The 24,623-nt window shown below is 62.1% G+C and carries 22 protein-coding genes; 16 read left to right on the forward strand and 6 right to left on the reverse strand.

All coding sequences use genetic code 11. The features are described from left to right. Window positions 1-171 precede the first annotated feature (171 nt). The 11 genes from AC6CH8_RS07515 to AC6CH8_RS07565 all read left to right on the forward strand — a co-directional run bounded on the left by AC6CH8_RS07515 (window position 172) and on the right by AC6CH8_RS07565 (window position 13,367). On the forward strand, window positions 172-1,734 hold the full coding sequence (locus tag AC6CH8_RS07515) for a pyridoxal phosphate-dependent decarboxylase family protein (protein ID WP_498189701.1): 1,563 nt from the start codon (window positions 172-174) through the stop codon (window positions 1,732-1,734). Next, on the forward strand, window positions 1,731-3,071 hold the full coding sequence (locus tag AC6CH8_RS07520) for a lysine N(6)-hydroxylase/L-ornithine N(5)-oxygenase family protein (protein ID WP_498189703.1): 1,341 nt from the start codon (window positions 1,731-1,733) through the stop codon (window positions 3,069-3,071). Before AC6CH8_RS07515 ends, AC6CH8_RS07520 begins: the two co-directional genes overlap by 4 nt. Then, the gene (locus AC6CH8_RS07525) at window positions 3,068-3,658 is read left to right on the forward strand and encodes a GNAT family N-acetyltransferase (RefSeq protein WP_454809141.1); all 591 of its coding nucleotides are present in this window, start codon (window positions 3,068-3,070) and stop codon (window positions 3,656-3,658) included. Before AC6CH8_RS07520 ends, AC6CH8_RS07525 begins: the two co-directional genes overlap by 4 nt. Then, window positions 3,655-5,496 carry an IucA/IucC family protein gene (locus AC6CH8_RS07530; protein WP_498189705.1) on the forward strand — a complete coding sequence of 614 codons (1,842 nt, stop codon included), beginning with the start codon at window positions 3,655-3,657 and terminating at the stop codon, window positions 5,494-5,496. Before AC6CH8_RS07525 ends, AC6CH8_RS07530 begins: the two co-directional genes overlap by 4 nt. 186 nt (window positions 5,497-5,682) lie before the next feature. Next, a complete protein-coding gene (locus AC6CH8_RS07535; RefSeq protein WP_498189706.1) occupies window positions 5,683-6,726 on the forward strand; it encodes a LacI family DNA-binding transcriptional regulator in 1,044 nt (347 codons plus the stop codon). Continuing rightward, window positions 6,723-7,706, forward strand: coding sequence for an ABC transporter permease (locus tag AC6CH8_RS07540; protein ID WP_256870471.1), 984 nt, complete (start codon window positions 6,723-6,725; stop codon window positions 7,704-7,706). The genes AC6CH8_RS07535 and AC6CH8_RS07540 overlap by 4 nt, the downstream gene beginning before the upstream one ends. A gap of 7 nt (window positions 7,707-7,713) precedes the next feature. Further along, window positions 7,714-8,673, forward strand: a complete 960-nt coding sequence (locus AC6CH8_RS07545; RefSeq protein WP_498189709.1) for a carbohydrate ABC transporter permease — start codon at window positions 7,714-7,716, stop codon at window positions 8,671-8,673. 76 nt (window positions 8,674-8,749) lie between these two features. Then, a complete protein-coding gene (locus tag AC6CH8_RS07550) occupies window positions 8,750-10,357 on the forward strand; it encodes an ABC transporter substrate-binding protein (RefSeq protein ID WP_498189710.1) in 1,608 nt (535 codons plus the stop codon). Window positions 10,358-10,477: 120 nt separating this feature from the next. Beyond that, complete coding sequence (locus AC6CH8_RS07555) at window positions 10,478-11,986, forward strand: glycoside hydrolase family 32 protein (RefSeq protein ID WP_498189712.1); 1,509 nt, start codon at window positions 10,478-10,480, stop codon at window positions 11,984-11,986. A gap of 116 nt (window positions 11,987-12,102) precedes the next feature. After that, window positions 12,103-12,882: an SDR family NAD(P)-dependent oxidoreductase gene (locus AC6CH8_RS07560; protein ID WP_454809150.1), complete on the forward strand. Its 780-nt coding sequence runs from the start codon at window positions 12,103-12,105 to the stop codon at window positions 12,880-12,882. 53 nt (window positions 12,883-12,935) lie between these two features. Continuing rightward, entirely contained in the window at window positions 12,936-13,367 is a 432-nt protein-coding gene (locus AC6CH8_RS07565; RefSeq protein WP_498189714.1) for a hypothetical protein, read from the forward strand. A gap of 37 nt (window positions 13,368-13,404) precedes the next feature. Here the strand turns inward: AC6CH8_RS07565 and AC6CH8_RS07570 are convergent, their stop codons facing one another. Next, window positions 13,405-14,463 (reverse strand): FUSC family protein, encoded by a 1,059-nt coding sequence (locus AC6CH8_RS07570; RefSeq protein WP_498189716.1) that lies wholly within the window; start codon window positions 14,461-14,463, stop codon window positions 13,405-13,407. Between the two features lie 134 nt (window positions 14,464-14,597). On the opposite strand from AC6CH8_RS07570, the gene AC6CH8_RS07575 reads away from it, so the two are divergent. Next, complete coding sequence (locus tag AC6CH8_RS07575; protein WP_498189718.1) at window positions 14,598-15,068, forward strand: SRPBCC family protein; 471 nt, start codon at window positions 14,598-14,600, stop codon at window positions 15,066-15,068. Continuing rightward, on the forward strand, window positions 15,065-15,580 hold the full coding sequence (locus tag AC6CH8_RS07580; protein WP_498189720.1) for a GNAT family N-acetyltransferase: 516 nt from the start codon (window positions 15,065-15,067) through the stop codon (window positions 15,578-15,580). The genes AC6CH8_RS07575 and AC6CH8_RS07580 overlap by 4 nt, the downstream gene beginning before the upstream one ends. A 14-nt stretch (window positions 15,581-15,594) precedes the next feature. Here AC6CH8_RS07580 and AC6CH8_RS07585 read toward each other — a convergent pair whose 3' ends face one another. Beyond that, window positions 15,595-15,996 carry a VOC family protein gene (locus AC6CH8_RS07585; protein WP_178992925.1) on the reverse strand — a complete coding sequence of 134 codons (402 nt, stop codon included), beginning with the start codon at window positions 15,994-15,996 and terminating at the stop codon, window positions 15,595-15,597. A gap of 73 nt (window positions 15,997-16,069) precedes the next feature. After that, window positions 16,070-16,990: a DMT family transporter gene (locus AC6CH8_RS07590; protein ID WP_498189722.1), complete on the reverse strand. Its 921-nt coding sequence runs from the start codon at window positions 16,988-16,990 to the stop codon at window positions 16,070-16,072. Between AC6CH8_RS07590 and AC6CH8_RS07595 the strand changes: the two genes are divergently transcribed. Further along, window positions 16,989-18,404, forward strand: coding sequence for an aminotransferase-like domain-containing protein (locus tag AC6CH8_RS07595; protein WP_091464687.1), 1,416 nt, complete (start codon window positions 16,989-16,991; stop codon window positions 18,402-18,404). The two genes, AC6CH8_RS07590 and AC6CH8_RS07595, sit on opposite strands and share 2 nt — an antisense overlap. Window positions 18,405-18,515: 111 nt before the next feature. Here the strand turns inward: AC6CH8_RS07595 and AC6CH8_RS07600 are convergent, their stop codons facing one another. After that, window positions 18,516-20,144, reverse strand: a complete 1,629-nt coding sequence (locus AC6CH8_RS07600; protein ID WP_498189724.1) for an MFS transporter — start codon at window positions 20,142-20,144, stop codon at window positions 18,516-18,518. A 286-nt stretch (window positions 20,145-20,430) separates the two neighbouring features. Continuing rightward, window positions 20,431-21,210 (reverse strand): putative protein N(5)-glutamine methyltransferase, encoded by a 780-nt coding sequence (locus AC6CH8_RS07605; RefSeq protein ID WP_498189726.1) that lies wholly within the window; start codon window positions 21,208-21,210, stop codon window positions 20,431-20,433. A gap of 274 nt (window positions 21,211-21,484) precedes the next feature. Here AC6CH8_RS07605 and AC6CH8_RS07610 point away from each other — a divergent pair, with 274 nt between their 5' ends. Continuing rightward, window positions 21,485-21,685, forward strand: a complete 201-nt coding sequence (locus AC6CH8_RS07610) for a hypothetical protein (protein WP_043469623.1) — start codon at window positions 21,485-21,487, stop codon at window positions 21,683-21,685. Window positions 21,686-21,719: 34 nt separating this feature from the next. Beyond that, window positions 21,720-21,980 carry a hypothetical protein gene (locus AC6CH8_RS07615; protein WP_054809225.1) on the forward strand — a complete coding sequence of 87 codons (261 nt, stop codon included), beginning with the start codon at window positions 21,720-21,722 and terminating at the stop codon, window positions 21,978-21,980. Window positions 21,981-22,073: 93 nt separating this feature from the next. Here AC6CH8_RS07615 and AC6CH8_RS07620 read toward each other — a convergent pair whose 3' ends face one another. Next, on the reverse strand, window positions 22,074-24,608 hold the full coding sequence (locus tag AC6CH8_RS07620) for an ATP-dependent DNA ligase (RefSeq protein WP_498189729.1): 2,535 nt from the start codon (window positions 24,606-24,608) through the stop codon (window positions 22,074-22,076). Window positions 24,609-24,623: the final 15 nt, after the last annotated feature.

Genomic DNA, 24,623 nt, shown 5'->3' on the forward strand with positions numbered 1-24,623 from the left:
ATTTTGCACCCAAAGCGGTCCCGAAGAAAAGTCAATGACGTATATCCGCGCGGCGCAGCCACGAGAAACCGCCTTCTCGGCGAAATACATCACAAAAGTTTGACGGAAAGGATTACCTAAGTAAGGCTTACCTTGCTAACAAGCGCCCCAACGCAATGGAAGGAAGCTGACGTGACGTCACCTAGTGTCGAAGAGCGGATCGCTCAGGAGCAGGATTTTGGCTCCAAAGTGGAACTGGCCCTCGCTGCCACAAACCAGCTGTTCAACGCACGAAATTCACCCAGTTACGTCGCTCAGGTTCTCCAGGGGGTCAATGCGGTCTCAACCAAAGTCCAGCGGACAGCCCAGCCGTTCACCGGCGTCGGGCATGCCGAACTGAAGGCCAAGGTTGGTGCGGTGGATCTTGAACGCCCGCTTCCGGACACGACTGCGGCGTTGGAAGAGCTCGATGAGCTCTACCTCAAGGACGCCATCTACTTCCACGATTCCCGCTACGCGGCGCACCTCAACTGCCCGGTTGTCATTCCGGCCCTGGTAGGTGAAGCAGTGCTCTCGGCGGTGAACTCCTCCATGGACACTTGGGACCAGAGCGCCGGTGCCACCATGATCGAGCGCCGCCTTATCGATTGGACGGCGGAACGCATCGGCTTCACGGAAGACGCCGATGGCGTATTCACGTCCGGTGGCAGCCAGTCCAACTTCCAGGCTCTGCTGATCGCCCGGAATCATGCCGTAGCCAAGCTGCGGGCCGCGAATGGGGACGCGCGCCTGCCGCACCTGCTTGACCGCCTCCGGATCTTCACGTCCGTGGACAGCCACTTCAGCATCCAGAAGTCCGCTTCAATGCTGGGCCTGGGCTTCGATGCCGTCGTCGCAGTGCCCACCACCGAGGACCACCGCATGGACCCCACCGCCCTCGCGGCTGCTTTGGCGGAAGCTCACGACGCCGGACTGGTGCCGATGGCGGTTGTGGCCACCGCCGGGACAACGGACTTCGGTTCGGTTGACCCATTGTCCGAAATGGCAGCGTTGGTTCGCGCCTACGATTCGTGGCTGCACGTGGACGGCGCCTACGGTGGAGGGCTCATCGTTTCCGGCAGGCACCGTCACCTCCTGGACGGGATCCACCTGGCGGATTCCGTCACAGTGGACTTCCACAAGACCTTCTTCCAGCCCGTCAGCTCCAGCGCAGTCCTGGTCCGCAACGGCTCCATGATGGGGCATGTCACCTACTACGCGGACTACCTGAACCCGGAGAGCGCGGCAAAGGCAGAGATCCCCAACCAGGTGGATAAGAGCATCCAGACCACCCGCCGCTTCGATGCCCTGAAGCTGTGGCTGACCCTCCGCATCATGGGTGCAGACGCCATCGGCGCACTCTTTGACGAAGCGATCGACCTCGCCGCCCGGGTGGGAACCTTGCTGGCTGATGACGCTGAGTTCGAGCTCGCTGCCCCACCCCAGCTGAGCACCTTGGTTTTCCGCTACCGCCCAGTGGTTGACGGCGCAGCCCTCGATGAAGATGCTGCAGACGTTCTCAACCCGGCTATCCGCGCCGCGATCTTCGCTTCCGGCCAGGCCGTTGTTGCCGGCACCAAAGTGGCTGGCCGCCACTACCTCAAATTCACCCTCCTCAACGCCGAGGCGAGCCTGAGGGACATCCAGGAAATCATCGAACTTATCCGCCGGACGGGCGACAACCTGTTGGCGAACACCACGGAGGCCGCAGCGTGAGCACCCAAGACAACGGCAAGATTTACGACGTCGCAGGCATCGGCGTCGGGCCTTTCAACCTGGGCTTGGCCGCGCTGAGCGAGCCCGTGGAAAACCTCGACTGCGTTTTCCTGGACCGCCGCGAGTCCTTCGACTGGCACCCCGGCATGATGTTGGAGCCGGCGCACCTGCAGGTCCCGTTCATGGCGGACCTCGTAACGCTCGCCGACCCGACGTCGCCGTTCTCGTTCTTGAACTTCCTGAAGCAGACCGGGCGCTTGTACCGTTTCTATATCCGCGAGAACTTCTACCCGCTGCGTGCCGAGTACAACCAGTATTGCCAGTGGGTGGCCGGACAGCTTGAGTCCGTGCGTTTTAGCACGGATGTGCTGGATGTGACATACGACGGTGTGTACCGCCTTTCGGTACAGGGGCCGGAGGGTGCTGAGGTGCTTCGCGCCCGCAAGCTGGTCCTGGGCACCGGGACTTCTCCGTATGTCCCGGACTCCTGTGCAGGAATAGTGGACGCCGGTGGACTTGTCCTCCACAATGCCGATTACCTGTCGAGGAAGAGTGAGCTGCAGTCCAAGCGCAGCATTACCATCGTGGGCAGCGGCCAGAGTGCCGCGGAACTTTACTACGAGTTGCTGCAGGAAATCGATGTCTACGGTTACCAGCTCAACTGGGTCACTCGTTCGGGCCGTTTCTTCCCGCTTGAGTACACCAAGCTCACTCTGGAGATGACCTCGCCGGAGTACGTTGACTACTTCCACTCGCTCCCGGGCGAGCAGCGTGATTCGCTGATCAAGAGCCAGAAGAACCTGTACAAGGGCATCAACTCGGACCTGATCGACGACATCTACGATCTCCTTTACACCAAGAGCCTCTCCGGAATGGTGGACACCCAACTGCACACGCACTCCTCCCTCGCCGCTGCAGAGTGGGATGCCACCACCGGCACCCATACACTCCGGTTGCACCACGAGGAACACGGGCAGGGCTACTCCTTGGAATCCGAAGCCGTGGTCCTCGCCACCGGCTACACGTACAAGGAGCCCGCCTTCCTGGCAGGCATCCAGGATCGGATCCGTCGTGACGCCAAGGGCCGCTTCGACGTCGAGCGCAATTACGGAACCGGCGTTGAACCCGGCGAAATCTTCGTCCAGAACGCTGAGCTGCACACGCACGGCTTCGTCACCCCGGACCTCGGCATGGCCGCCTACCGGAACTCCTGCATCCTGCGTGAAATCACCGGCCGTGAGGTCTACCCGATCGAGCGCAGCATCGCGTTCCAGCAGTTCGGCGCTCCGGCTCCCGTGACTGTTGCCGTCCCCGAAACCGCTGGAGCCACCGTATGAGCTTCACGTTCCGGCCCGTTGATCCCTTAGCGGACGCACCCCTCCTCCACAGCTGGGTCAGCCAAGAATATGCGCGGTTCTGGGGCATGGTTTCGGCCACCGGGCAGGACGTTGTGGAGGAGTACTCGAGGATCGCTGAGTCCGGCCATCACCAAGCGTTCCTGGGGCTCGACGACGGAGTCCCCGCCTTCCTGATGGAGCGGTACCGACCGGAGTCATCGCCGTTGGCGGACGTTTACGAGGTCCAACGCGGTGACGTCGGCATGCACCTTCTGGTGGCGCCGCCCAACGGGGAGCCGCAGCCTGGTTTCACCACCGCCGTCATGCAGTCCGTCATGACGGAACTCTTCGATGACCCGGCAACCCGGCGTGTCGTCGTCGAGCCTGACGCCCGCAACCACAAGATCCATGTCCTGAACGAGAAAGTGGGCTTCCGGCCGCACGGCGTGGTGACCCTTCCCGCCGTCGACCCTGCCGAAGACCACAAGCAGGGGCTGCTCAGCTTCTGCACCCGCGAGGATTTCCTGGCGACCCTGACCCCAATTCTGGCCGCGCCTGCCGCGGCGACCAGAGGAGAATCCCTGTGACCACAACTGCCGACAACGCGACTATCACCGCCGTTGATTCCGTATCGCACCTGACCCCCGAGCGCTGGGCCATCGCCAACCGGCACTTGGTCCGCAAAGCGATCGCTGAGTTCTCACACGAGCGCATCCTGGTGCCGGAAGTGATCCGCGTGGAGGAAGCCGGCGTCAGTCTGTACAAGGTAGTGAGCGATGACGCTGCTACTGAATACCGCTTCCGCGCCCGGTTGCTGCAACTGGAACACTGGTCCGTATCCGCGGAATCCATCGTTCGGATGCGGGACGGTGAAGAGCTCCCTGTGGATGCCTTGGACTTCATTGCCGAGTTCCATGAGGCACTGGCAATCCGCCAGGAAATGCTGCCTGTGTACCTCGAGGAAATCAGCAGCACGCTGGCCAGCCACGCCTATAAGCAGGGCAAGCCGTTTAGCTCGGCCCAATTGGCTGCGGGCATCACCGGTGGCACTGACCGCGCCGCTGACTTCCAAGCCATTGAGCACAGCATGACCGAGGGCCACCCGTGCTTCGTGGCCAACAACGGCCGGCTTGGGTTCGGGATCGCCGACTACCATGCATTTGCACCGGAAACCGGCGCAGCCATAAAGCTGCAGTGGATCGCCGTGCATCGCAGCAAGGCGGTATTCACCTCCAGCGCGGGGCTGGATTACCGGACGCACTTCGAGGCCGAACTTGGGCCCGCGACTCTTGCGTGGTTCAACGCGGAACTGTCCGCATCCGGCCTGGATCCGGAGGACTACCTCCTCATGCCCGTCCATCCGTGGCAGTGGGACAACAAGCTCACGGTGACGTTCGCGGCAGAAATCGCCCAACGCCACATCGTGAACCTTGGCACCGGTGAAGATTCGTACCAAGCGCAGCAGTCCATCCGTACTTTCTTCAACACCGACTACCCGGAAAAGGCCTACGTCAAGACGGCCATGTCTGTGCTGAACATGGGCTTCATGCGTGGTCTTTCTCCGCAGTACATGAAGGCAACGCCAGCTATCAACGACTGGTTGCAGGAATTGATCGGCAATGACCGGGAGCTCCAGGACCGGGGCCTGGCCATGATCCGTGAAACCGCGGCCATCGGCTACCACAACCACTACTACGAGGCTGCTTCGGCCAAGGGGTCCCCTTATCGGAAGATGCTCTCGGCCCTGTGGAGGGAAAGTCCGTTGCCGTTGCTCAAGGACGGGCAGCAGCTGGCCACCATGGCGTCTTTGCTGCATGTGGACTCCTCCGGAGAGTCGGTGGTGTCTACCCTGATTCAGCGCTCCGGCCTGGCACCCACCGAGTGGCTTGGCCGCTACTTCGAGGCCTACCTCGTGCCGCTGGTCCATTGCCTCTACCAGTACGAGCTCGCTTTCATGCCGCACGGCGAGAACGTCATCCTGATCCTCGAAAACGGTGTGCCCGTCCGGGCGATCATGAAGGACATCGCCGAGGAAATCGTGGTCATGGGGGACCGGCTGGAACTCCCGGAGGAGGTCTCCCGCGTCAAGGCTGAGATCCCTGCCGAGGAAATGGTCCTGGCCATCTTCACGGACGTGTTCGACTGCATCTTCCGCTTCCTCGGAGCCATCCTTGTGGAGGACGGGACGCTGCGCGAGGACGAGTTCTGGGGAACTGCGGCCGCAGTGTTGCGGGAATATCAGCAGCGCCACCCGGAGCTTGCAGAACAGTTCGCCATGCACGATCTCTTTGCTCCGGACTTCGAGCTTTCCTGCCTCAACCGCCTGCAGCTCCGGAACAACCAGCAAATGCTCGACATCTCTGATCCCTCCGGCGGGCTCCAGATGGCGGGCCGCTTGGCGAACCCCTTGGCCAAGTTCGCCTAATCGGTTCCGCCGAGGTGGCAGTTAATACCAATCCTGCTCGCAGACATGGGTATGAACTGTCACCTCGGCAGAGCGGGTGCTTCCTAACCCTTGACACTCCAACGTGACGCGGGATACATTTAGGCGCGTTATACGAATAACTAATACGAATAACCCGTATGTTGGAACGGCCCAAGGAGGTGCCCCATGGCTAAGTCGAAGCCGCATTCCAAGCCGACCATGCACGACGTTGCTGCTGCTGCCGGTGTTTCGCAAGCCACTGTCTCCCTGGTGCTGAACTCAGCGGGCGGGTCGCGGTTTTCCGACGAGACCCGACGCAAGGTCAAAGATGCCGTCGCGCAACTTGGTTACCGCACGAATGCCCACGCAAAGATGCTTCGCGATGGACTTGCCGGCATGGTTGGTTTCATCGGCGACTCCGTGGCGACCTCCCCGTTTGCCGGGGCGATCATCGAAGGCGCGCAAGAGCGCGCTTGGGAGGATGGGCTCCTCCTGGTGACCATGAATACCGGCGGGGACAAGGAGCTTGAAGCCGCCTCCCTGGATGCCATGCTTTCCTACAATGTGGCAGGCATCGTTTATGGCTCCATGTACCACCGGCTGCTGGAGGTGCCCAAAGCCCTGGCCGGTGTCCCCTCGGTGGTGCTGAATTCCCAGGACCGGGACGGTCACCTTCCCAGCGTGGCGCCCAATGAGGTGAGCGGCGGCTATTCAGCTACATGTCACTTGATCGATGCCGGGCATACCCGTATTGGGATGATCAACATCGAATTGCTCGAAAGTGGGCTCCCGGCCGCAGTGGGTCGCTACGAGGGCTTCAGGGGCGCTCTTGAAGAAAGGGGATTGGACGTAGATCCGGCCTTGGTGCGTTTCGGTAGGGGTGGCGAGGATGACGGCTACAAGTATGCAATGGAGCTGATGACCGCCCCAAAGCGACCTACGGCGATCTTCTGCGCCAACGACCGCACAGCGTGGGGCGCCTATCAGGCTGTGGCTGATCTTCGGCTTTCGATTCCCCACGACGTGTCGATTGTGGGTTTTGATAACCAGGCCATCGTTGCGCCCCATCTTCGTCCGGGGCTGACAACCTTTGAGCTGCCCTTTGTTGCCATGGGTAGGCGTGCAGTTGACCTGATCCTCCAAGGTGCCGAACCCGATGGTCGGGTGGAGCTCATGGAATGCCCCCTTGTTGAACGAAAGTCAGTTACACACCCTAAGGAGATGCCATGAGCCGCACTATGCCGGCGAAACGCGGGCGTCCGTCTGCGGCACCGGTGCCGCAAGTTCCGCAACGAAAAATTTCTGCTTCGCTCCGCCTCCGCCGCATTTTTCGGGCCTGGCAGTTATACGTATTACTAGCACCTGCTCTTGTGTACATCCTGGTTTTCAAATACTGGCCGATGTATGGCGTGCAGATTGCTTTCAAGAATTACAACCCGGTGGACGGCTTCACGGACAGCCCCTGGGTGGGGCTGGACCACTTCGTCCGGTTCGTGAACTCTTACCAGTTCGGCCAGGTGGTGGGAAACACTCTCTGGATTGCGGTTCTGGGCCTTCTGGTGGCCTTTCCGATCCCCATCATTCTGGCTCTGCTGGTCAACCAGCTCCAGAGCGAGAGGTTCAAAAAGTTCACCCAAACGGTGCTCTACTCACCGGCCTTCATTTCCACGGTTGTGGTGGTGGGAATCATGTTCGTGATCCTGTCGCCGCGGTCAGGGCTGGTAAACAACGCCATCCAACTCACCGGAGGCGAGCCGATCTTCTTCATGGGCTCGGCTGAGTGGTTCCGGCCGGTGTACGTCATCTCGGATGTCTGGCAGAACGCGGGGTTCTCCATGATCGTTTACCTCGCAGCTTTGGCCGCTATCGACCCCGCACTTCACGACGCCGCGAAGGTGGATGGTGCGTCAAAGCTCCAGCGCATCCGCCACATCGACCTGCCGGGCATCATGCCGGTGGTGACCATCCTTTTCATCCTGGCTATCGGCAACCTGCTGAACGTGGGCTTCGAAAAGGCATTGCTGATGCAGACACCGTTGAACCTGTCCACATCAGAGATCATCCAGACCTACGTCTACCACGCTGGTTTGCAGCAAGCGCAGTTCAGCTACTCGGCCGCCATTGGCCTCTTCAACTCCCTCCTCAACCTTGCGCTGTTGCTCGTCTTCAACACGATCGCGCGTCGGGCCAACCAAGCGACCCTGTGGTGATGCCGAAATGTCCCTGACAACCGAACCCTCAACCATCCGCCAGGCCAACCGCGCTCCCAACCCGGGGCGCCGCAAGCAGACGCTGCGCGACAAATACGGCGATCGCGTCTTCAACGTCGCCGCGACGGCAGTGCTGCTGTTGTCCATCCTTGCCGTGGTCTACCCCCTCTACTTCATTGTCATCGCCTCCATCAGCGACCCCAATGCTGTCTATGAGGGGAAGGTCTGGCTGTTCCCATCCGGTGTTACCACCGAAGGCTACGAACGGATCTTCGCTGACAGCAGGATATGGAACGGCCTCGGCAACACCCTCCTGTACACCGTGCTGGGAACCGCCATCAGCGTTACCACCATCCTGTGCGGGGCTTACGCGCTGTCCAGGAAGGACATGCCGGGCCGCAAGATCCTGATGCTCCTGTTCGTGATCACCATGTTCTTCGACGGCGGACTCATCACCAAGTATCTGGTGGTCCGGGACCTGGGAATGCTGGACACCATTTGGGCGGTGGTTCTGCCGGGAGCCGTGGGCGTCTGGAACTTGATCATCGCCAGGTCATTCTTTGAGCACACCATCCCGAACGAACTGCGCGAGGCTGCCCAGATGGACGGGGCAACGGACTTCAAGTTCTTCTTCAACATGGTCCTGCCACTATCCAAGCCATTGATCATGCTGATGATCATGGTGCACGTGGTGGCCCATTGGAACTCGTTCTTCGACGCCTTGATCTTCCTCAACGACGACACCAAGTACCCGCTGCAGCTTGTGCTGCGGAACATCCTGATCCAGTCAGACGTCTCCTCCACCGGAACAACCGGCGGGGACATCGAATCCTATGCGGCAGCGCAAAGGATCGCAGAGCTCACCAAGTACGCCATGATCGTCGTCTCGAGCCTGCCACTCATGATTGCCCTGCCATTCATGCAGAAGCACTTCACCAAGGGCGCCATGATCGGCGCCGTCAAATAATCGCCCACCTCTAAGAAACGGTCCAAGGCATTCGGCCTCCGGACTTCATCCAAAACACCTCAGAACAGGAATGACCATGGCAATCAGCCGCAAACTCGCCGTCCTTGGCGCCGTGCTGGCCGGAACGTTGACGTTCACCGCCTGCTCGGGCTCCAACTCGGGCACCACGGAGATCAAAGATGCCTCCGCAGACTTCGGCTTCCAGGAAAAAGGCTTCCCCATTGTCAGCAAGCAGCTGACCTTGAAGTTCTCCGGGACGAAGGCGGCCCTGGCTCCGGACTACAACACGATGACCGTAGTCAAGGAATGGGAAAAGGCCACCAACGTCCACATCGAGTGGGAAAACCTTCCCGAGACGGTCTTCCAGGAAAAGAAGAACCTGATCCTGGCCAGTGGCGACCTGCCGGACGCGTTCTTCAACACAGGTTTGACGGACGCCGAGATCGCCACATACTCCGCCAGCGGCACATTGATCCCGCTGGAAGGACTGATCGAGAAAAACGCGCCGAACCTGTCCAAACTCCTCTCCGAACGCCCCGACATCAAGGCGGCGATCACCTCTTCGGACGGACACATCTACTCCCTGCCGTCCGTGGAAGAGCTCGGCCTGGTGCAGTTCCCCAATGAACTGGCCATCAACACCTCCTGGCTCAAGAAGCTCAACATCCCCATGCCCAAGACCATCGATGAGTTCCACGACGCCTTGGTGGCTTTCAAAGCCCAGGACGCCTCCGGCACAGGCAAAACCATCCCCCTGAGCTTCATGCCCGGCTCGTGGTGCGGCGACATCGTGGACCTGATCGCTGCCCTCGGCGGAACCCCGGACAACATGGACCACCGCATCGTCCAGGACGACAAAGTCATCTTCACGGCCACCCAGGATGGCTACAAGAAGGCCATCCAAACCCTGCACGAGTGGTACAAGGAGGGCCTGATCGATCCTGAGTCCTTCTCCCAGGACGACAAAGCCTATTTGGCCAAGGGCAAGGCAGCCACGGAAAACCTCGGCTCATTTGTCTGGTGGGAAATTCCTGAAATGGTTGGAGCGGACCGCGCCGGCGACTACGCCTTGGTGCCCGTCCTTGAGGGCGTCGACGGCAAGCGAATCGCCAGCCAGTCCAACAACCAGGAAATCGCACGCGGCGCATTCGCCATCACCCGGGCCAACAAATACCCGGCAGCCACCATGCGCTGGGCCGACAACCTGTACGATCCCATCCAGTCCGCCCAGGCCAACTGGGGACCCATTGGTGAGACCCTCCAGAAGGACTCCAGCGGCATCCTGACCCAAATCCCGGCGCCCGCCGGAACCAGCGAAGGCGAACGCCGCCAAAAGGTCGCCCCGGGCGGACCGAAGGCAAACACCGCCGAGAACTTCACCTCCGTCGTCGCGCCCGAACCACGCGCCGCGGCCCGCCAAAAGACGGTCACTGAAAACTACAAGCCCTTCGCAGGTAACGACGGCTACCCGCCCGTTGCATTGTCCAACGAAGAGCTGCAGCAGATCGGTACCATTCAGGCCGACGTCACCTCGCTGGTCAAGCAAAACACCGCGAAGTGGATCGTCTCCGGCGGCATCGAGCAGGAATGGGACGGTTACGTCACCCAGCTCAAGAACGTGGGAGTCGACAAGATGATCGAGGTCTACCAGGCGGCCTACGACCGCTTCAAGAAGAACTCCTAACTGCCAACACCCAAGGTGGAACCGGCGCCCAGCGCGCTGGTTCCACCTTGACCGCTCTTCCGTCTGCGGGACTCCCACGAGAACTGCAGAAATCACCTGCCAAGAAAGAGACTCACTTTCATGACTGCCGCCGCCGCCACGACAACCGACATCTTCCGGCCCGCCCTTCATTACAGCACCGGAGGCACCTGGCTCAACGACCCCAACGGCCTCATCTTCCATGACGGCGCCTACCACCTCTATTACCAGAACAACCCGTTCGGCAGCGAGCACGCCAATCTGTCCTGGGGCCACGCTACGTCCACCGACCTCGTGAGCTGGACTGACCATCCCGTCGCCATCGCCTGTGACGAGAACGAAGACATCTTCTCCGGCAGCATCGTCTTCGACAGGCAGAACACCAGCGGCTTCGGCAAGGACGGAACAGCACCCCTGGTAGCCATCTACACCAGCGCCTTCAAACCCGCATCCGGGCTGGAAGGGATTCAGGCCCAGTCGCTGGCCTACAGCCTCGATGGTGGGTACACCTGGAGAAAATACGCGGAGAATCCCGTTCTGGATCGTCGTTCAGCTGATTTCCGGGACCCTAAAGTGTTCCGCTACGAGGGTGACGCCGGCAGCTACTGGGTCATGGTGGCCGTTGAAGCGCAGGACTTCCAAGTCATCCTCTACAAGTCCCGGGATCTCAGGAACTGGGAGTACCTGAGCACCTTCGGTCCTGCGAACGCGACAGGAGGGATCTGGGAATGCCCGGACCTGTTCCCCCTGCCCGTCGACGGCGACCCCGAAAACGTTAAATGGGTGCTCACCGTCAACTTGAACCCGGGCGGTCCAAACGGCGGCTCGGCCGGACAATACTTCGTAGGTGACTTCGACGGCGCCACGTTCACCTCAGCCACGACAGTGACTGAAGGCCTTCAAGACCCTGACCGGCTGGGCGAGTACCAGTGGCTGGACTGGGGCCGGGACTACTACGCCGCCGTCTCCTTCAGCGATGCACCAGAGGGCCGACGACTGATGATCGCGTGGATGAACAACTGGCAATACGTCAACGAACTTCCCACGGCATCATGGCGAAGCCCCATGTCACTGGTCCGGGAACTGACACTCCAAACAATCGGCGGCGAGACGCACCTGGTGCAGCAGCCGGTGGGGGACTGGGCTGCCGTACGTGCCTCGGTCTCAAACTTCAGCCTCCCTGAAACCACCATCCCGGCGGGCACCACGATTCTTGACGGTGCGGCTGGAACGGTCCAACGCATTGACATTTCCTGGACGCCAGGAGCAGCCGAAGAATTCGGGCTCGTTGTCCGGGGCGGAGGTTCGCAAGGAACCCGCATTGGCATTCGGCCTGCCGAGGGGACCCTGGTCGTCGACCGCCGCGAATCGGGGCATACAGACTTCCATGAAGCCTTCGCATCCATCGACACCGCCCCCATCCGGTTGGTGGAGGGTCAGTACCAACTCACCCTCTTCGTGGACCGCTGTTCAGTGGAGGTATTTGCTCAAGGCGGCCAAGTCACCATGACGGAACTAGTCTTTCCGTCCTTGACGAGCAACGACGTCTCCCTTTACTCGGTAGGCGGTTCAACCACGCTCAACAGCCTGCACATCACCCAGTACGCGTAGACAACCGGCACATCCCCTTCCGCCGAGGTGGCAGTTAATACCAATCCTGCTCGCAGACATGGGTATTAACTGTCACCTCGGCAGAGCGGGAAAAGGGGAGGGGCTAGTCTAGGCGCATGACCACTCGAGCCAACGAACTCACTGCCTTGGTTACCGGTGCCACCGCCGGGCTCGGTGCAGAATTCGCCCGCCAGCTTGCCGAAGCCGGACACCACCTTGTCCTGGTAGCCCGCGATGAAGAGCGCCTCAAAGAGAAGGCCGAGGAACTTGAGCGCGACTTCAGTATCTCGGCGGAGGTCCTTCCCGCGGACTTAACCACCGACGTCGGCGTCTCGGCAGTCGCTGACCGCTTGCGGGACGCTGCGCGGCCTGTGGATGTCCTGGTCAACAACGCGGGCATCGGGCTGTTGAAGTCGTTCGAACGGAATGACTTGGACGAGGAACGTCGCCATCTGAGGCTCCACGTCCAGACACCCATGGAATTGAGCCACGCTGCACTTGAAGTCATGCTGGCACGCGGCAAAGGGCGGATCATCAACGTCGCCAGCGTGGCAGCGTTCGCCAACAGAGGTACTTACTCCGCCGCCAAAGCATGGCAAGTGACATTCAGTCGGTGGGCCAACATCACCTACGCGAAATCCGGAGTGCAGGTCACCGCTGTTTGCCCAGGTTTCACCCACACCGAATTCCACGACCGTATGGGCATGGACAAAACCGTTGCTCCCCGGTTCATGTGGCTCACAGCCGAGCGTGTAGTGCGCGAGGGGCTGGAGGACAACGCCAAGGGCAAGGGTGTCTCCATCCCTACGCGACGGTACAAAGTGGTCAGTTTCTTTGCACGTATCCTGCCGGCGAAGCTGACGTCCGGCCCACCCCGGCGGCCGCTCGAACCGTAAATCTGAGGTCCGGGTTACTATGACAGTTCATTCGAGCCTGAGGGGGCAGCGCCGTGAGGAACAAATCTTTGGCATTCATTGTGGCCATGGTCGTAAGCGGAGTGCTGCTGAGCGGCTGCACCGGAACGAGCAACACGGGCTTCAAGGCGCTGGAGCGAGAGGCAACGGAAACCGACACTCCGCCGACGGGCCTGAAACTCGAGCAATTCGAACTGGAAAAGGTGCTGTTGGTCGCCGAAGCGAACGGGAAGAAGTACTACTTGGGGCAGGGCAAACAGGGCCGCCCGTCCTGCTTGATCGTAGAAGCTGCGGAACCATACTTCTCGCATAGCGGCTGCAGCGATTCCATCCAGGGAGAGATGCTGAGAATCAGTGGTCCCGACCAAAAATCTGCTGTTCTGGTCTCCGACGGCTATGACACCAAGGAGCTTGAGTCGAGCGGCTTGACGAAAATCCACCCGAACATCCTCGTCGTTGCGAACTGAAACAGTTACGAACTGAAACAGTTGCGAACTGACCCTGTTACAAACTGACCCGGCCCCGCGGTGCCCGCACCAGCACCGCCACCGCGATCCCAACAACGGCCCCCACAAATGTCTCGATGGCACGCTCCATGACCAGCACGCCTGGGTCCATGGGAGCAGCGAGTTGGGCGATCAGCAGGATCACGGGAGTAAAGAACACCATGGCCCAACCGTAGTGTCGTGCCATGAACAGCTCGGTGGGGAACTGGCACAAAACCACCAGCACAGCGAGCACCACTGCGGTTTGGCCCGGGAAGTACTGAAGCGGCGATAGCGGACTGGGGAAAAGCACGACGGCGACTATCCCCAAACCGAGGAACGTCCCCACGATGCGGTGGATACCTCGGTGGACGCGGCTTGGGAGGTCGGCTCCTGCGAGGGGCACGGCCGCGGCGGCCATGGCCCAATGTGGGTGGCCGCTGCCGCTCAGCACCCCGATGGCCCCGGCCACGCCGACCGCGAGCGAATAGCGTGCAGCATGGACCAACGCGGCCTGGCGCTGCGGGCCGCGAAGGACGAGAACATCGCGGCCTGCCCCGGACACCCAAGTGCGTCGCCGGAACCAGCCGCTGAAACCCACCGCCAAGGAAAAGGCGGCGGACGCGACGCCGATGAGTACCGCCGTCGTGAATGGCACGTTGGTTGGGACGGAGGCGCAGGCGCCCAAGGCGAGGATGCCGAAGAACGGGCCTATGGGCCGGAGGCGTACGGCGTCCGCATAGAGGGAACCGGCGCCGGCAAAGAAGGTTGCCACGAGTACCAACCACCAGGACTGGATGTGGTTGACGGAGAGGAGCACCCCGATGGTGAGTCCGCCAACCAGGAACAGGGCGGCCTGGGCCTGGTGTTTGAGTCTGAGCTGATGCGTTTCGTTGCGGCCGTACATGCCGGTTAGTGCACCGAATACGGCGTACATCATCAGGTCCGGGCGGCCGATGAGAATGAGGAACAAGCCAGGCACTGCGACGCTCAAGGCCACCCGTACAGCCGAGAGGTGGTCGTTGTTGGCAGGACCCATCCGGTGGAGTTCACGGGCATGCGAGATGAGTGCGGGCATGCGGGAACACCACCAATCGGTCAGGGCTTGTCTCTGGAAATTAGCATCATCGCGGCCCAGGCCGCCATTAGCCCGGTCACAACCCGTAGCGGACTTGGGCGCGCGGACGGGGGAAGTTCTGGGAAGATCAAGGTATGCCCGTCGCTTTCGTCTGCCGCACCCGCTCCAGCATGCCACCGCAGGAGCTATTTGACCTTTCCCGCAACATCGATGCCCACGTAGGGTCCATGACGCAGAGCCGGGAGAAGGCAATCGGCGGCGTCACCAGTGGGCTCATTTCGGAAGGTGAGACTGTCACCTGGCAGGCATGGCACCTCGGAGTCCGGTTCCGCATGACCAGTCGCATTACGCGGATGGAGGCGCCGTCGTCGTTCTCTGATGAACAGGTGAAGGGCCCTTTCAAGTACCTGCGCCACACGCATGAGTTCCGGCCGGACGGCAGCGGGACCCTCATGGTGGATACCGTGGAATTCGCTGCACCGTTCGGCCCGCTGGGCCGTTTGGTGGAGAAGCTGATTCTGGCCCGATACCTGCAGAACCTGATTGAGAAGCGCAACGCGTTCCTGGTGGCCCCAACCCCTCCCGCCCTGGATTCGCGGCAATGATCAGGCTCGCGCACGCGGACGACCTGCTGATTCTGCAGGACATCGAGCGTGCCGCGGGCGAGGCTTTCCGGGCTCTGGGAATGGAGTCCATCGCGGACGACGAGCCCCTGTCCTTTGATGAGCTGAACAGTTATGCCACGGCCGGGCGCGCCTGGGTTTCCGTCGATGGGCTCGACTACCCGGTGGCATACCTGTTGGCGGACATCGTTGACGGCAACGGTCACGTGGAGCAGGTCAGCGTCCATCCGGATCAAGCACACCAAGGCCTGGGCCGTGAGCTCCTGCATGCCGCGCGCGTATGGACGCGCGGACACGGGATGCAGCGGCAAACCCTGAGCACGTTCCGGGACGTGCCGTGGAACGCCCCGTACTATCGCCGCCTCGGCTTCGAAGTGCTCGACGCCGGCAGCTGGGGTCCGGAGCTGACCCGCCTCATGGAGCACGAGGCTGAGTTGGGCCTGACCCGTTGGCCCCGCGTAGCCATGTGGCGCCCGGCAGTTCCGCCCAAGTAACCCAGCCGGTCGGGTTAGCCTGCCACCAACTCGACCTCATAGCTGTCCGTGTTGAGCAGGTATGCCGCGTAGTGGTCCGGGCCGCCGGCGTGCGGGTACTTCGACTCGAACATCTCGTACCAACCGGCATCCGCCCCGAGTGCCCGGATCCTGTCCACGTTCTCCCGGGTCCCGGCGTGGAAGGCTATGTGGTTGACCCCGGGATCAGTGCGTCGGTGGGTTGTGGCGGTGGTTGCATCAGTCTGCTCCACCACCACATACGTGCCGTCAAGCTTCCAGCTGCACCCCGTGGGCCACTCCTGGAATGGCTCATAACCCAGCTCACCCAGCAGCCAGCCCCACTCTTCCCTTGCCCGGTCAAGGAACGGCACCCAGATCTCAAGATGGTGGATTGATCCCACCGGAACCTCACGCATGCGCCGATTCTACGAGGTCCGCACCCGTTGCACATCGGTTGCGCTCGCCGAGTCGCAACGGGCACACGGGTTCCTACTTCCTGAGCCTGACGCGAACGGCAGCACCGGCGCACAGGATCACCGCGAGGCCGCCCACCACGGTGGTCCAGGTCATCGACTCACCTAACAGGAGCCCGGCCCAGGCGATGCTCATGACCGGTTGGACAAGCTGGATCTGGCTGACCTGCGCCATGGGTCCGATGGCCAGGCCCCGGTACCAGGCGAAGAAGCCAAGGAACATGCTCACCACTCCCAGGTACGCGAAGGACAACCACTGGACGGGAGTGGCAGAAGGTGCGCCAAAGCCCAGCGATGCCACCGTTAGCAGGATCATCACTGGCGCGGCCACCACTAGCGCCCAGGAAATGGTCTGCCATGCACCGAGTTCCCGGGCCAGCAGCCCGCCCTCTGCGTAACCGATGGCGGCAGCCACCACGGCACCCAGCAGCAGAAGGTCCGCCCAGTGAAGCGCACCAAATCCGCCGGACTGAACCAAAGCGAATACCACCGCGGCGATCACGCCCACCACTGTCAGTACCCAGAACAATGGACGAGGATGTTCCCGTCCCCTGATCGCCGCTACAGTCGCTGTGGCTGCGGGCAGTAGCGCGATGACCACAGCTCCGTGACTGGCGGAAGTACTGGTCAACGCGAACGTGGTCAGCAGCGGGAATCCGGCCACGATTCCCCCGGCCACCACGGCAAGGCGAATCCATTGCCGGCCGCGCGGCAACCGTTGTCGAGTCAGCGCGAGGGCAAGGGCTGCGAGGATGGCGGCAACAACTGCACGGCCAGCGCCGATAAACAGGGGCGACATTCCCTCCACAGCCACCCGTGTCAGTGGAACAGTGAAGGAGAAAGCGACGACTCCAAGGAGGCCCCACCAGATACCAGTCGATGTCTTGGTGGATACCACTGGCCGCAAAAGTGTAGTAGCGCTACTATTAGGACTCATGAACAACGATAGCAGTTCCCGAATCGTCTCGCGAGTAAAAGAATGGATCGCAGGGGCTGCGCCGGGAGCCAAACTGCCATCTACGCGCCAACTCGTTGCTGAGTACCAGGCCAGCCCCGTCACGGTTCAGAAGGCCCTCAGGACACTCACGGCACAGGGCCTGATTGAGAGTCGGCCCGGCGTTGGAACTTTCGTCCGGGCTTACCGCACGGCCAGGCCCTCTGACTACGGCTGGCAAACAGCAGCCTTGCGGGCAGCCCAAGTCGCGCGACCACTGACCTCTGGCGCAATGCGGAGCGCTACCAACGACGTCATCGCATTTCATTCCGGATACCCGGACCGCGAACTCCTCCCCGAAAGACTCGTCCGCGCCGCCCTCACACGGGCCGCAAGGGGAGACGCTGCCCTGTCCCGGCCGCCGGCGCAAGGACTTCCCGAACTCCAGACCTGGTTCGCGCAGGAACTCAGTACCTCAACGCCGGTGGGCGTCACGCCGCCCCAGCCGAGCGACGTCGTCGTTCTTCCCGGTAGCCAGAGCGGACTCAGCTCGATTTTCCGAGGTCTGGTGGGGCACGGCCAACCGCTGTTGGTGGAGTCGCCCAGCTACTGGGGTGCGCTGCTGGCGGCGGGCCAGGCGGGCGTCAATGTCATTCCTGTCCCGAGCGGCCCGGATGGCCCCGACCCGGAAGAACTGGACCGGGCCTTCGAGGAATCGGGCGCGCGGCTGTTCTACGCGCAGCCCAACTTCGCCAATCCCACGGGAGCGCAGTGGTCGGCCGACCGAGGGGAAGAGGTGCTCCGGATAGTCCAGCGGCACGGAGCTTTCCTTGTGGAGGACGACTGGGCGCACGACTTCGGCATCACCGCGCCGTCGGTCCCGCTCGCCGCCAAAGACGATTCCGGGCATGTGGTCTACATTCGCTCGCTGACCAAGAGCGTCTCACCGTCCATCCGCATCGCAGCCGTCATAGCGCGAGGTCCGGCACGCGAACGCATCATGGGGGCGCAGGCCGCCGAGTCGATGTACGTCAGCGGCCTGCTTCAGGCAGCAGCGCTCGACGTCGTCACGCAGCCGGGTTGGCATACGCACCTGCGCGGCCTCAGCCATCAGCTGCAGTCGCGGCGAGATCTGCTGGTCACCAGCCTCCGCGAGCATGTTCCGCAGGCACATCTCAGCCACTTGCCAAAAGGCGGTTTGAACTTGTGGTTGCGGATGCCGGACGGGTTCGACGTCGATCAGCTCACCAAGGATTGCGAAGCGGCCGGGGTGCTCATCGCCTCGGGCACGGAGTGGTTCCCCGCGGAACCGGAAGGGCCATACATCCGGCTCAACTACGCCGGCCCGAATCCGGGCGGTTTTCCGGAAGGTGCACGGATCATTGGCGCGGCGGTGCAGGCCCAGTTGGGGCTTTAACAGCCGTAGCCACCAACCTCAAGAAGAGCGCCTTGAGGTGGTGGCTACGGTGGGCGGCAAGCTGCCGCGAACTAACTGAGTCGCTGCGCAGAAGTTGCAGGCATTGAGTTCCTAAGCGGGAGTCAGGTCCTTGTTGCCTTTGCCGAACACTGTGTCATCAATCGGCTGGCCGTCGAACGGCATCTCGTCCAGGTTGATGAGCGGGTTGGTGTCCTGCGTGGCTACGAGCTCGCGTGCCTCGGCCTGGGTGTCCACGCTGGGCATGGAGCCCGGCAGGGGACGCTGGGCGGATTCACGCAGGAAGTAGATGGCGATTGCGCCCACAACGGACGTGGCCATCAGGTAGTACGCCGGCATCATGTCGTCGCCAGTGCCTTCGATCAGGCCCTGGACGATGAACGGCGTGGTTCCGCCGAAGATCGCAACCGAGAAGTTGTAAGCGATGCCCATTCCGCCATAACGGCTGGACGTCGGGAACAGGGCGGGCAGGGCCGAAGCCAGGTTGGCGATGTAGAACGTCACCGGGAAGGCGATCAGTGCCAGGCCGGCCAGCGTGGACCAGATGTCGCCAATGCCGATCAGCAGGAAGGCCGGAATGGCGAAGACGATGGTGCTGCCTGCGCCGATCCACAGCACAGGACGGCGGCCGATGCGGTCGGAGAGCTTACCGGTCAGTGGAATGCAAACAGCCATGATCACCAGGACCGGGATGGTCAGCAGCGTGCCGTGGACGGGGTCGTATCCCTTGGAATCCGTGAGGTACGTGGGCATGTACGACGTCAGGGCGTAACCAACAGTGTTGGCGGCGGCCGCGAGGATCATGGCCAGCACGATCTGGCGCCAGTAAGCCTTGATGATGCCAATGGGTCCCTTGGCGACGGCAGCATCCTGAGATGCCGCGTCCTTGGCAGAGGCTTCCTGGGCGTCCAGGGTTGCCTGGAACTGGGGTGATTCCTCGATCTTGCTTCGGAAGTACACGGCAATGAGGCCCAGGGGACCGGCGATCAGGAACGGGATCCTCCAACCCCATTCCTCCATGGCTGCCTGTCCGAGCGTGAGCTGCAGGACCGAAACCAGGGCGGCACCGAGGGCGAAGCCAATGTAGCTGCCCATATCAAGGAAGCTGGCAAAGTAGCCGCGGCGCTTGTCCGGGGCGTACTCGCTAACGAAGGTTGTGGCACCGGCGTATTCGCCACCGGTGGAGAAGCCCTGGACGAGCTTCAGGATCACCAGCAACGCGGCGGCCCAGATGCCGATCTGCGCGTAGCCGGGAAGGAGGCCGACGGCGAACGTACTTGCCGCCATGAGCATCAGTGTTGCTGCGAGGACCTTCTGACGGCCCATCTTGTCGCCAAGCCAACCAAACACGATGCCGCCGAGGGGACGCGCGATGAAGGTTGCGGCGAAGGTGCCCAGAAGGAAGAGTGTTTGGACCGACGGGTCTGCTTCGGGCAGGAAGACGGGGCCCATGGTGGTGATGAGGTAGCCGAACACGCCGACGTCGTACCATTCCATGGTGTTGCCGACAATTGTGCCTCCGAGTGCTTTACGTAGCATCGGCTTGTTCACCACGTTGACGTCGGACTCTTTCAGCCGGCGCTTCGGGCGAAGCTTCTTCGTTGCGTTCTTTACTGCATTTGCTGCGTTCGTGGCGGCCGGGGTGGGGCCTGCCAATACCTGGGTCCCGGAGGCGTTCCTTGCGCCATCCGGAGAGACGGTGTTGCTTTGGTCTGTGGGCATTTGGGGTTCTCCTAGGGAGGTCATTTGCTTGCGACTTCTGCTGCCCCGCTCTGGGCAGGCCTTCAATTTTACGGGTTTTTGCACGAAAACCCGAGTTGAGATCCGATTTTTGGGTCATATGAGAGCGCAAATTGCCTAGCTGTGTTGCATCTCATTGCCCGCTCTTGCCCTGCAATCATGCGGATCCGGCCTCGTTTTTGCCCTCCGGAGCACGTTGTTACCAAATTGTTTAGCGGAGCCCACTTAACAGGCCGGATTCGGGCCTAAAAGCTGATGGTTTGAAGGGTTACCTTTGCGCAGCGAGCACCACGGTTGCATCCAATTCTTCGTCCAAGGCCACCTCCGCGAGCAACCCCGCCTCGTTCAGGAGCCGGACGGTCCGCGGTGCCTGCTGCCTCGAGGTTTCCATCACCATGGACCCACCCGGCGCCAGCCACTGAGCCGCGCCAAGCGCTAGCCGACGCTGGACATCCAAACCGTCAGCACCGCCGTCGAGCGCTACCCGCGGCTCATGGAGGCGTGCCTCCTGCGGCATCATCGCGATGGAGCCCGTTGGAACATACGGCGCGTTCGCGAGCAGCACGTCCACTTTCCCGCGCAGTTCCCGGGGGAGTGCAGCGTAGAGGTCCCCTTGATGGACGCGGCCGCCACGAGGCTCAACGTTACGGCGCGCGCACCGAACCGCCACGGGGTCGACGTCCGTCGCGTGCAGTTCGCAGCTCCCCAGGAGATCGTTGAGTGCTGCACCTATCGCCCCGGAACCACAGCAAAGGTCGACGACGACGGCTCCGGGTTTGGTGATCATCGCCGCCACCCGCACGACGAACTCCGTGCGACGGCGCGGCACGAAGACGCCCGGTTCCACGGCGATGCGCGTCCCGCAGAAATCCGCCCACCCCACAATATGTTCCAAGGGCAGTCCTCGCAGGCGTTGGTCCACCATGTGGGTCAGTTGGTCCGGATGGTGGGCGGCATCGATGAGCAGTTGTGCTTCATCCTCCGCGAAAACGCAGCCGGCGGCACGCAGAGTGGTGGCGATGGATGCTCTCCGGGTCACGTTTGCCATGCTAGCCGAGGATTAATCCTGGTGGAGCAGGAAGAAGCTACAGGTGAGGGGTTCACAAATCTGCCGGGACTTGGTTAGGGTATGAGGCATGGGAACACTGATTTTTGAGTAGACCGGCCTCTGCCTTAGCGGCACAGCCGAGTTTCACCTGACAAAAATCCACGCCTGTTGAGGCCCTGCCTCCATGCCGTTCCCGTTCTCGACGCCTTTTTCCCGAACCGCAACGACATGGGATACGTGTCTCTTCAGGGCTCACACTTTTAGGAGTCCACGTATGACTGCCAACCCTTCCGAAAACAAGAAGACCCCGGCTTCCGGTGGTATCAAGTCCAAACTGACCGACGCCCAGAAGGCCATGCTGGCCAGCAAATCCGGGGGTGGTGCACCGGCCGGCTGGCAGAGCACCGGCAAGGGGCACAAGCCCACCTCCGCCAGCGGCAAGCAGGCTAAGACCGAGAAGAAGGTCCGCTGGTAAAACCTGCGGACAGGCACACTGGAAAGGAAGAACCATGACTGCGAATCACGATTCCGACCGCATCAATCCTGAGGTTGCAAGCCACTTGGTGGAGTCCATGGACATGGCTCCTATGCCCGAACCGACCGCCATCGCCGTTGCACTGGGTGCGGACCAGAGCAGGCAGTGGCCGGACGGTAACGGTAAACGTCGCCACCCGAAGGAACGGGACCAAGCCCACGGCCGCATGGGCCAGGGTGCAGCTGTGACGGCGATCCACAGGACCAGCCGCCCGCAGATGCCACATTCCTCCTAACGGCACCCGCATCAACCGCACCACCCGCGTAGCCAGCCCAACTGAGTCGCAGCACAGCGCGTTTTGAGCCCTCAAAACGCGCTCAACTGCGACTCAGTTGGGCGGGCTTACGTCCTCAGGGGACTTGTCCGGACGCCAGCCACGCCACACCGGGTGCCGTAGCCGGCCGGGGCCCGTCCATTCGCCGAAAGTTACCTCGGCCACCAGCTCAGGGCTCACCCACTTGGCGCCAGCAGCATCCTCCCGGGGAACGTCCGCGAAGGGGGAGTCACTCACCACCAGGGGCTCCAATTTCTCCATGACGTCCCGGAGCTGCCAGTCCTTGAACCCGGTGCCCACCCGGCCCACGTAGTGCAGCTTGTCGCCGTCGGGGATGCCCAGCAGCAACGCACCGAAGGTCCCGCCCCTTGCACCCGCACCGGGACGCCAACCGCCCACCACCACTTCCTGGCTCTGCTCCAGCTTCAGCTTGATCCAGGCCCTGCTGCGGCGACCAATCACGTAGCGGCTATCGGCCTTCTTGGCCATGACACCTTCCAAGCCAAGCTCGGCGGCGCTGGTCATGAGGTCCTCTACGTCGTGGTCCAACACTGCTGAAAGATGTAGCGGGCAACCTTTTCGCAGGCGCCCCGCAAACCCGGAAAGCCTCTCGCGACGCTCTCGGAAAGGCAGCCCGCTTAGGTCCGTGCCGTCGTCGTAAAGAAGGTCGAACAGCATCAGCTGCACCGGAACCGTTGATCGGGCACGTTCGATGTCGGCAGCCTTCACCAAGTTCATCCGGAGCTGCAGCCGCCCGAAATCAGGCCGGGAGCCTTTGCCGAGCGCCACAATTTCGCCATCAGCCACGAAGTCGCCGTCGGGCCAGCATGCGCGGTCCGTCAGTTCGGGATAGGCGGCGCTGAGATCGTTCCCGTTGCGGCTCATGAGCCGGATCTTGCCGTCGGTGCCGGTGATGATCGCCCGTATTCCGTCCCACTTCAGTTCATACAGCCAATCGTCGCCGCGGAGATCGGTGGTGGTTCCGGAGGTGGCGAGCATGGGGGTGTAGTTCGGCATGGGTTGTGGAGACGCCGGAGTGGACTTGGGTGCCACAGCTTTACTGGCCGCTGCGGTAGCCCGCCGCCCTCCCGGCTGCTCCTTCATAAGGTGGATGAGCCAGTTCTGACCAGTGTTGATGATCGCGAAGCGTTTGGTGCCGCCAAGGCCACCGCCCGGCTCGCCTGTGAGGGTTGCGATTACTTCCTTGCCGTCTCGCCACTTCTCGCAGGTGTACTCGCCACGGTCCCAAATGGTCATGGTCCCGGCCCCGTACTCGCCCTTCGGGATGACGCCCGCGAAGGTGGCGTACTCCATGGGGTGGTCCTCGGTATGGACGGCGAGGTTGTTGCGGTCGGGGGTTTCCGGGATGCCACGCGGCAGCGCCCATGAGGCCAGGACGCCGTTGTGCTCCAGGCGCAGATCCAGGTGGTAGCGGCGGGCGTGGTGCTCCTGGATGACGAAGATGCCTCCCGGCGGCGGAGGGTCGCCGGGCTTCGGTTGCTCCGAGGACGAGGCCCGGGTTGGTGTGGGAGAAACGGCCGACGACGACGGAAACGGCTCCGGGGTCTTGCCCGGATCGCGCATCCCGACGTATTTGGCGAGACGGTTCTCGACCGTCACCACACGCTCACGGGCACCGGAGTCACCCGAAGCAGCACCGTCGTCGTCATTCTCATCCTCGCCGTGCGGCGGCAGGTGCCGGTCGGAGATCGACGCGAAATGGTCCTTGCCGGTAGCAACCCGCTTCATCACGGCCAAGTAGTCGAGGTGGTCCAGCGAAGGGGAGGCGAGCTCCCGCCAGGTGCGGGGCGCGGCGACTGTAGGGTGGGCTTTTCCGCGCAGCGAGTAGGGGACGATGGTGGTCTTGTTCCCGCTGTTCTGGCTCCAGTCCACCAACACTTTGCCGTGGCGGAGGGACTTCTTCATGTCGCTGACCACCAACTCCGGGTGGTCCGACTCCAAGGCCCGGGCGAGTTCCTTGGCGAAGGCGGAGACTTGCTCTGACTTCAGGGTTCCGTCGAGGCCGGTGTAGAGATGGATCCCTTTGCTTCCACTGGTGACTGGGACGGGATCCATGCCCATGTCCTGCAGGATGGAGCGGGCCAGCTTGGCCACTTCAACGCACTCGGGAAGTCCAGCCCCCGGCCCTGGGTCAAGGTCCAGAACGAAGCGGTCGGGTCGGAGCGGCTTCCCTGAGGGATCCACTTGCCACTGGGGAACGTGGATCTCCAAGGATGCGATCTGGGCCATCCACGTGAGCGTGGCCAGATTGTTGACCATGGGATAAACGTTGGTGTGGTCCGAATGCTGGATGGCGGCACGGGGTATCCATTTGGGCGCGGAGTCCTCGAGGTTCTTTTGGAAGAACACTTCCCCGGGGTTTTCGGCGGTGCCCACCCCATTGACCCAGCGCTTACGGGTGACCGGCCGATTGGCAGCGGCCGGGATCAGGAAAGGCGCGACGGCGGCGTAGTACCCCAGCACTTCTGCCTTGGTGGTGCCGGTTTCCGGGTAGATGATTTTTCCCAGGTTGGTGAGGGTGAGTTCGTGACCTTCCACGTTCACCCGCTCCTGTTGCTTGCCTGCCACCTCTTCTCCTCTGCT

The sequence above is a fragment of the Paenarthrobacter sp. GQ52 genome (assembly GCF_059759005.1).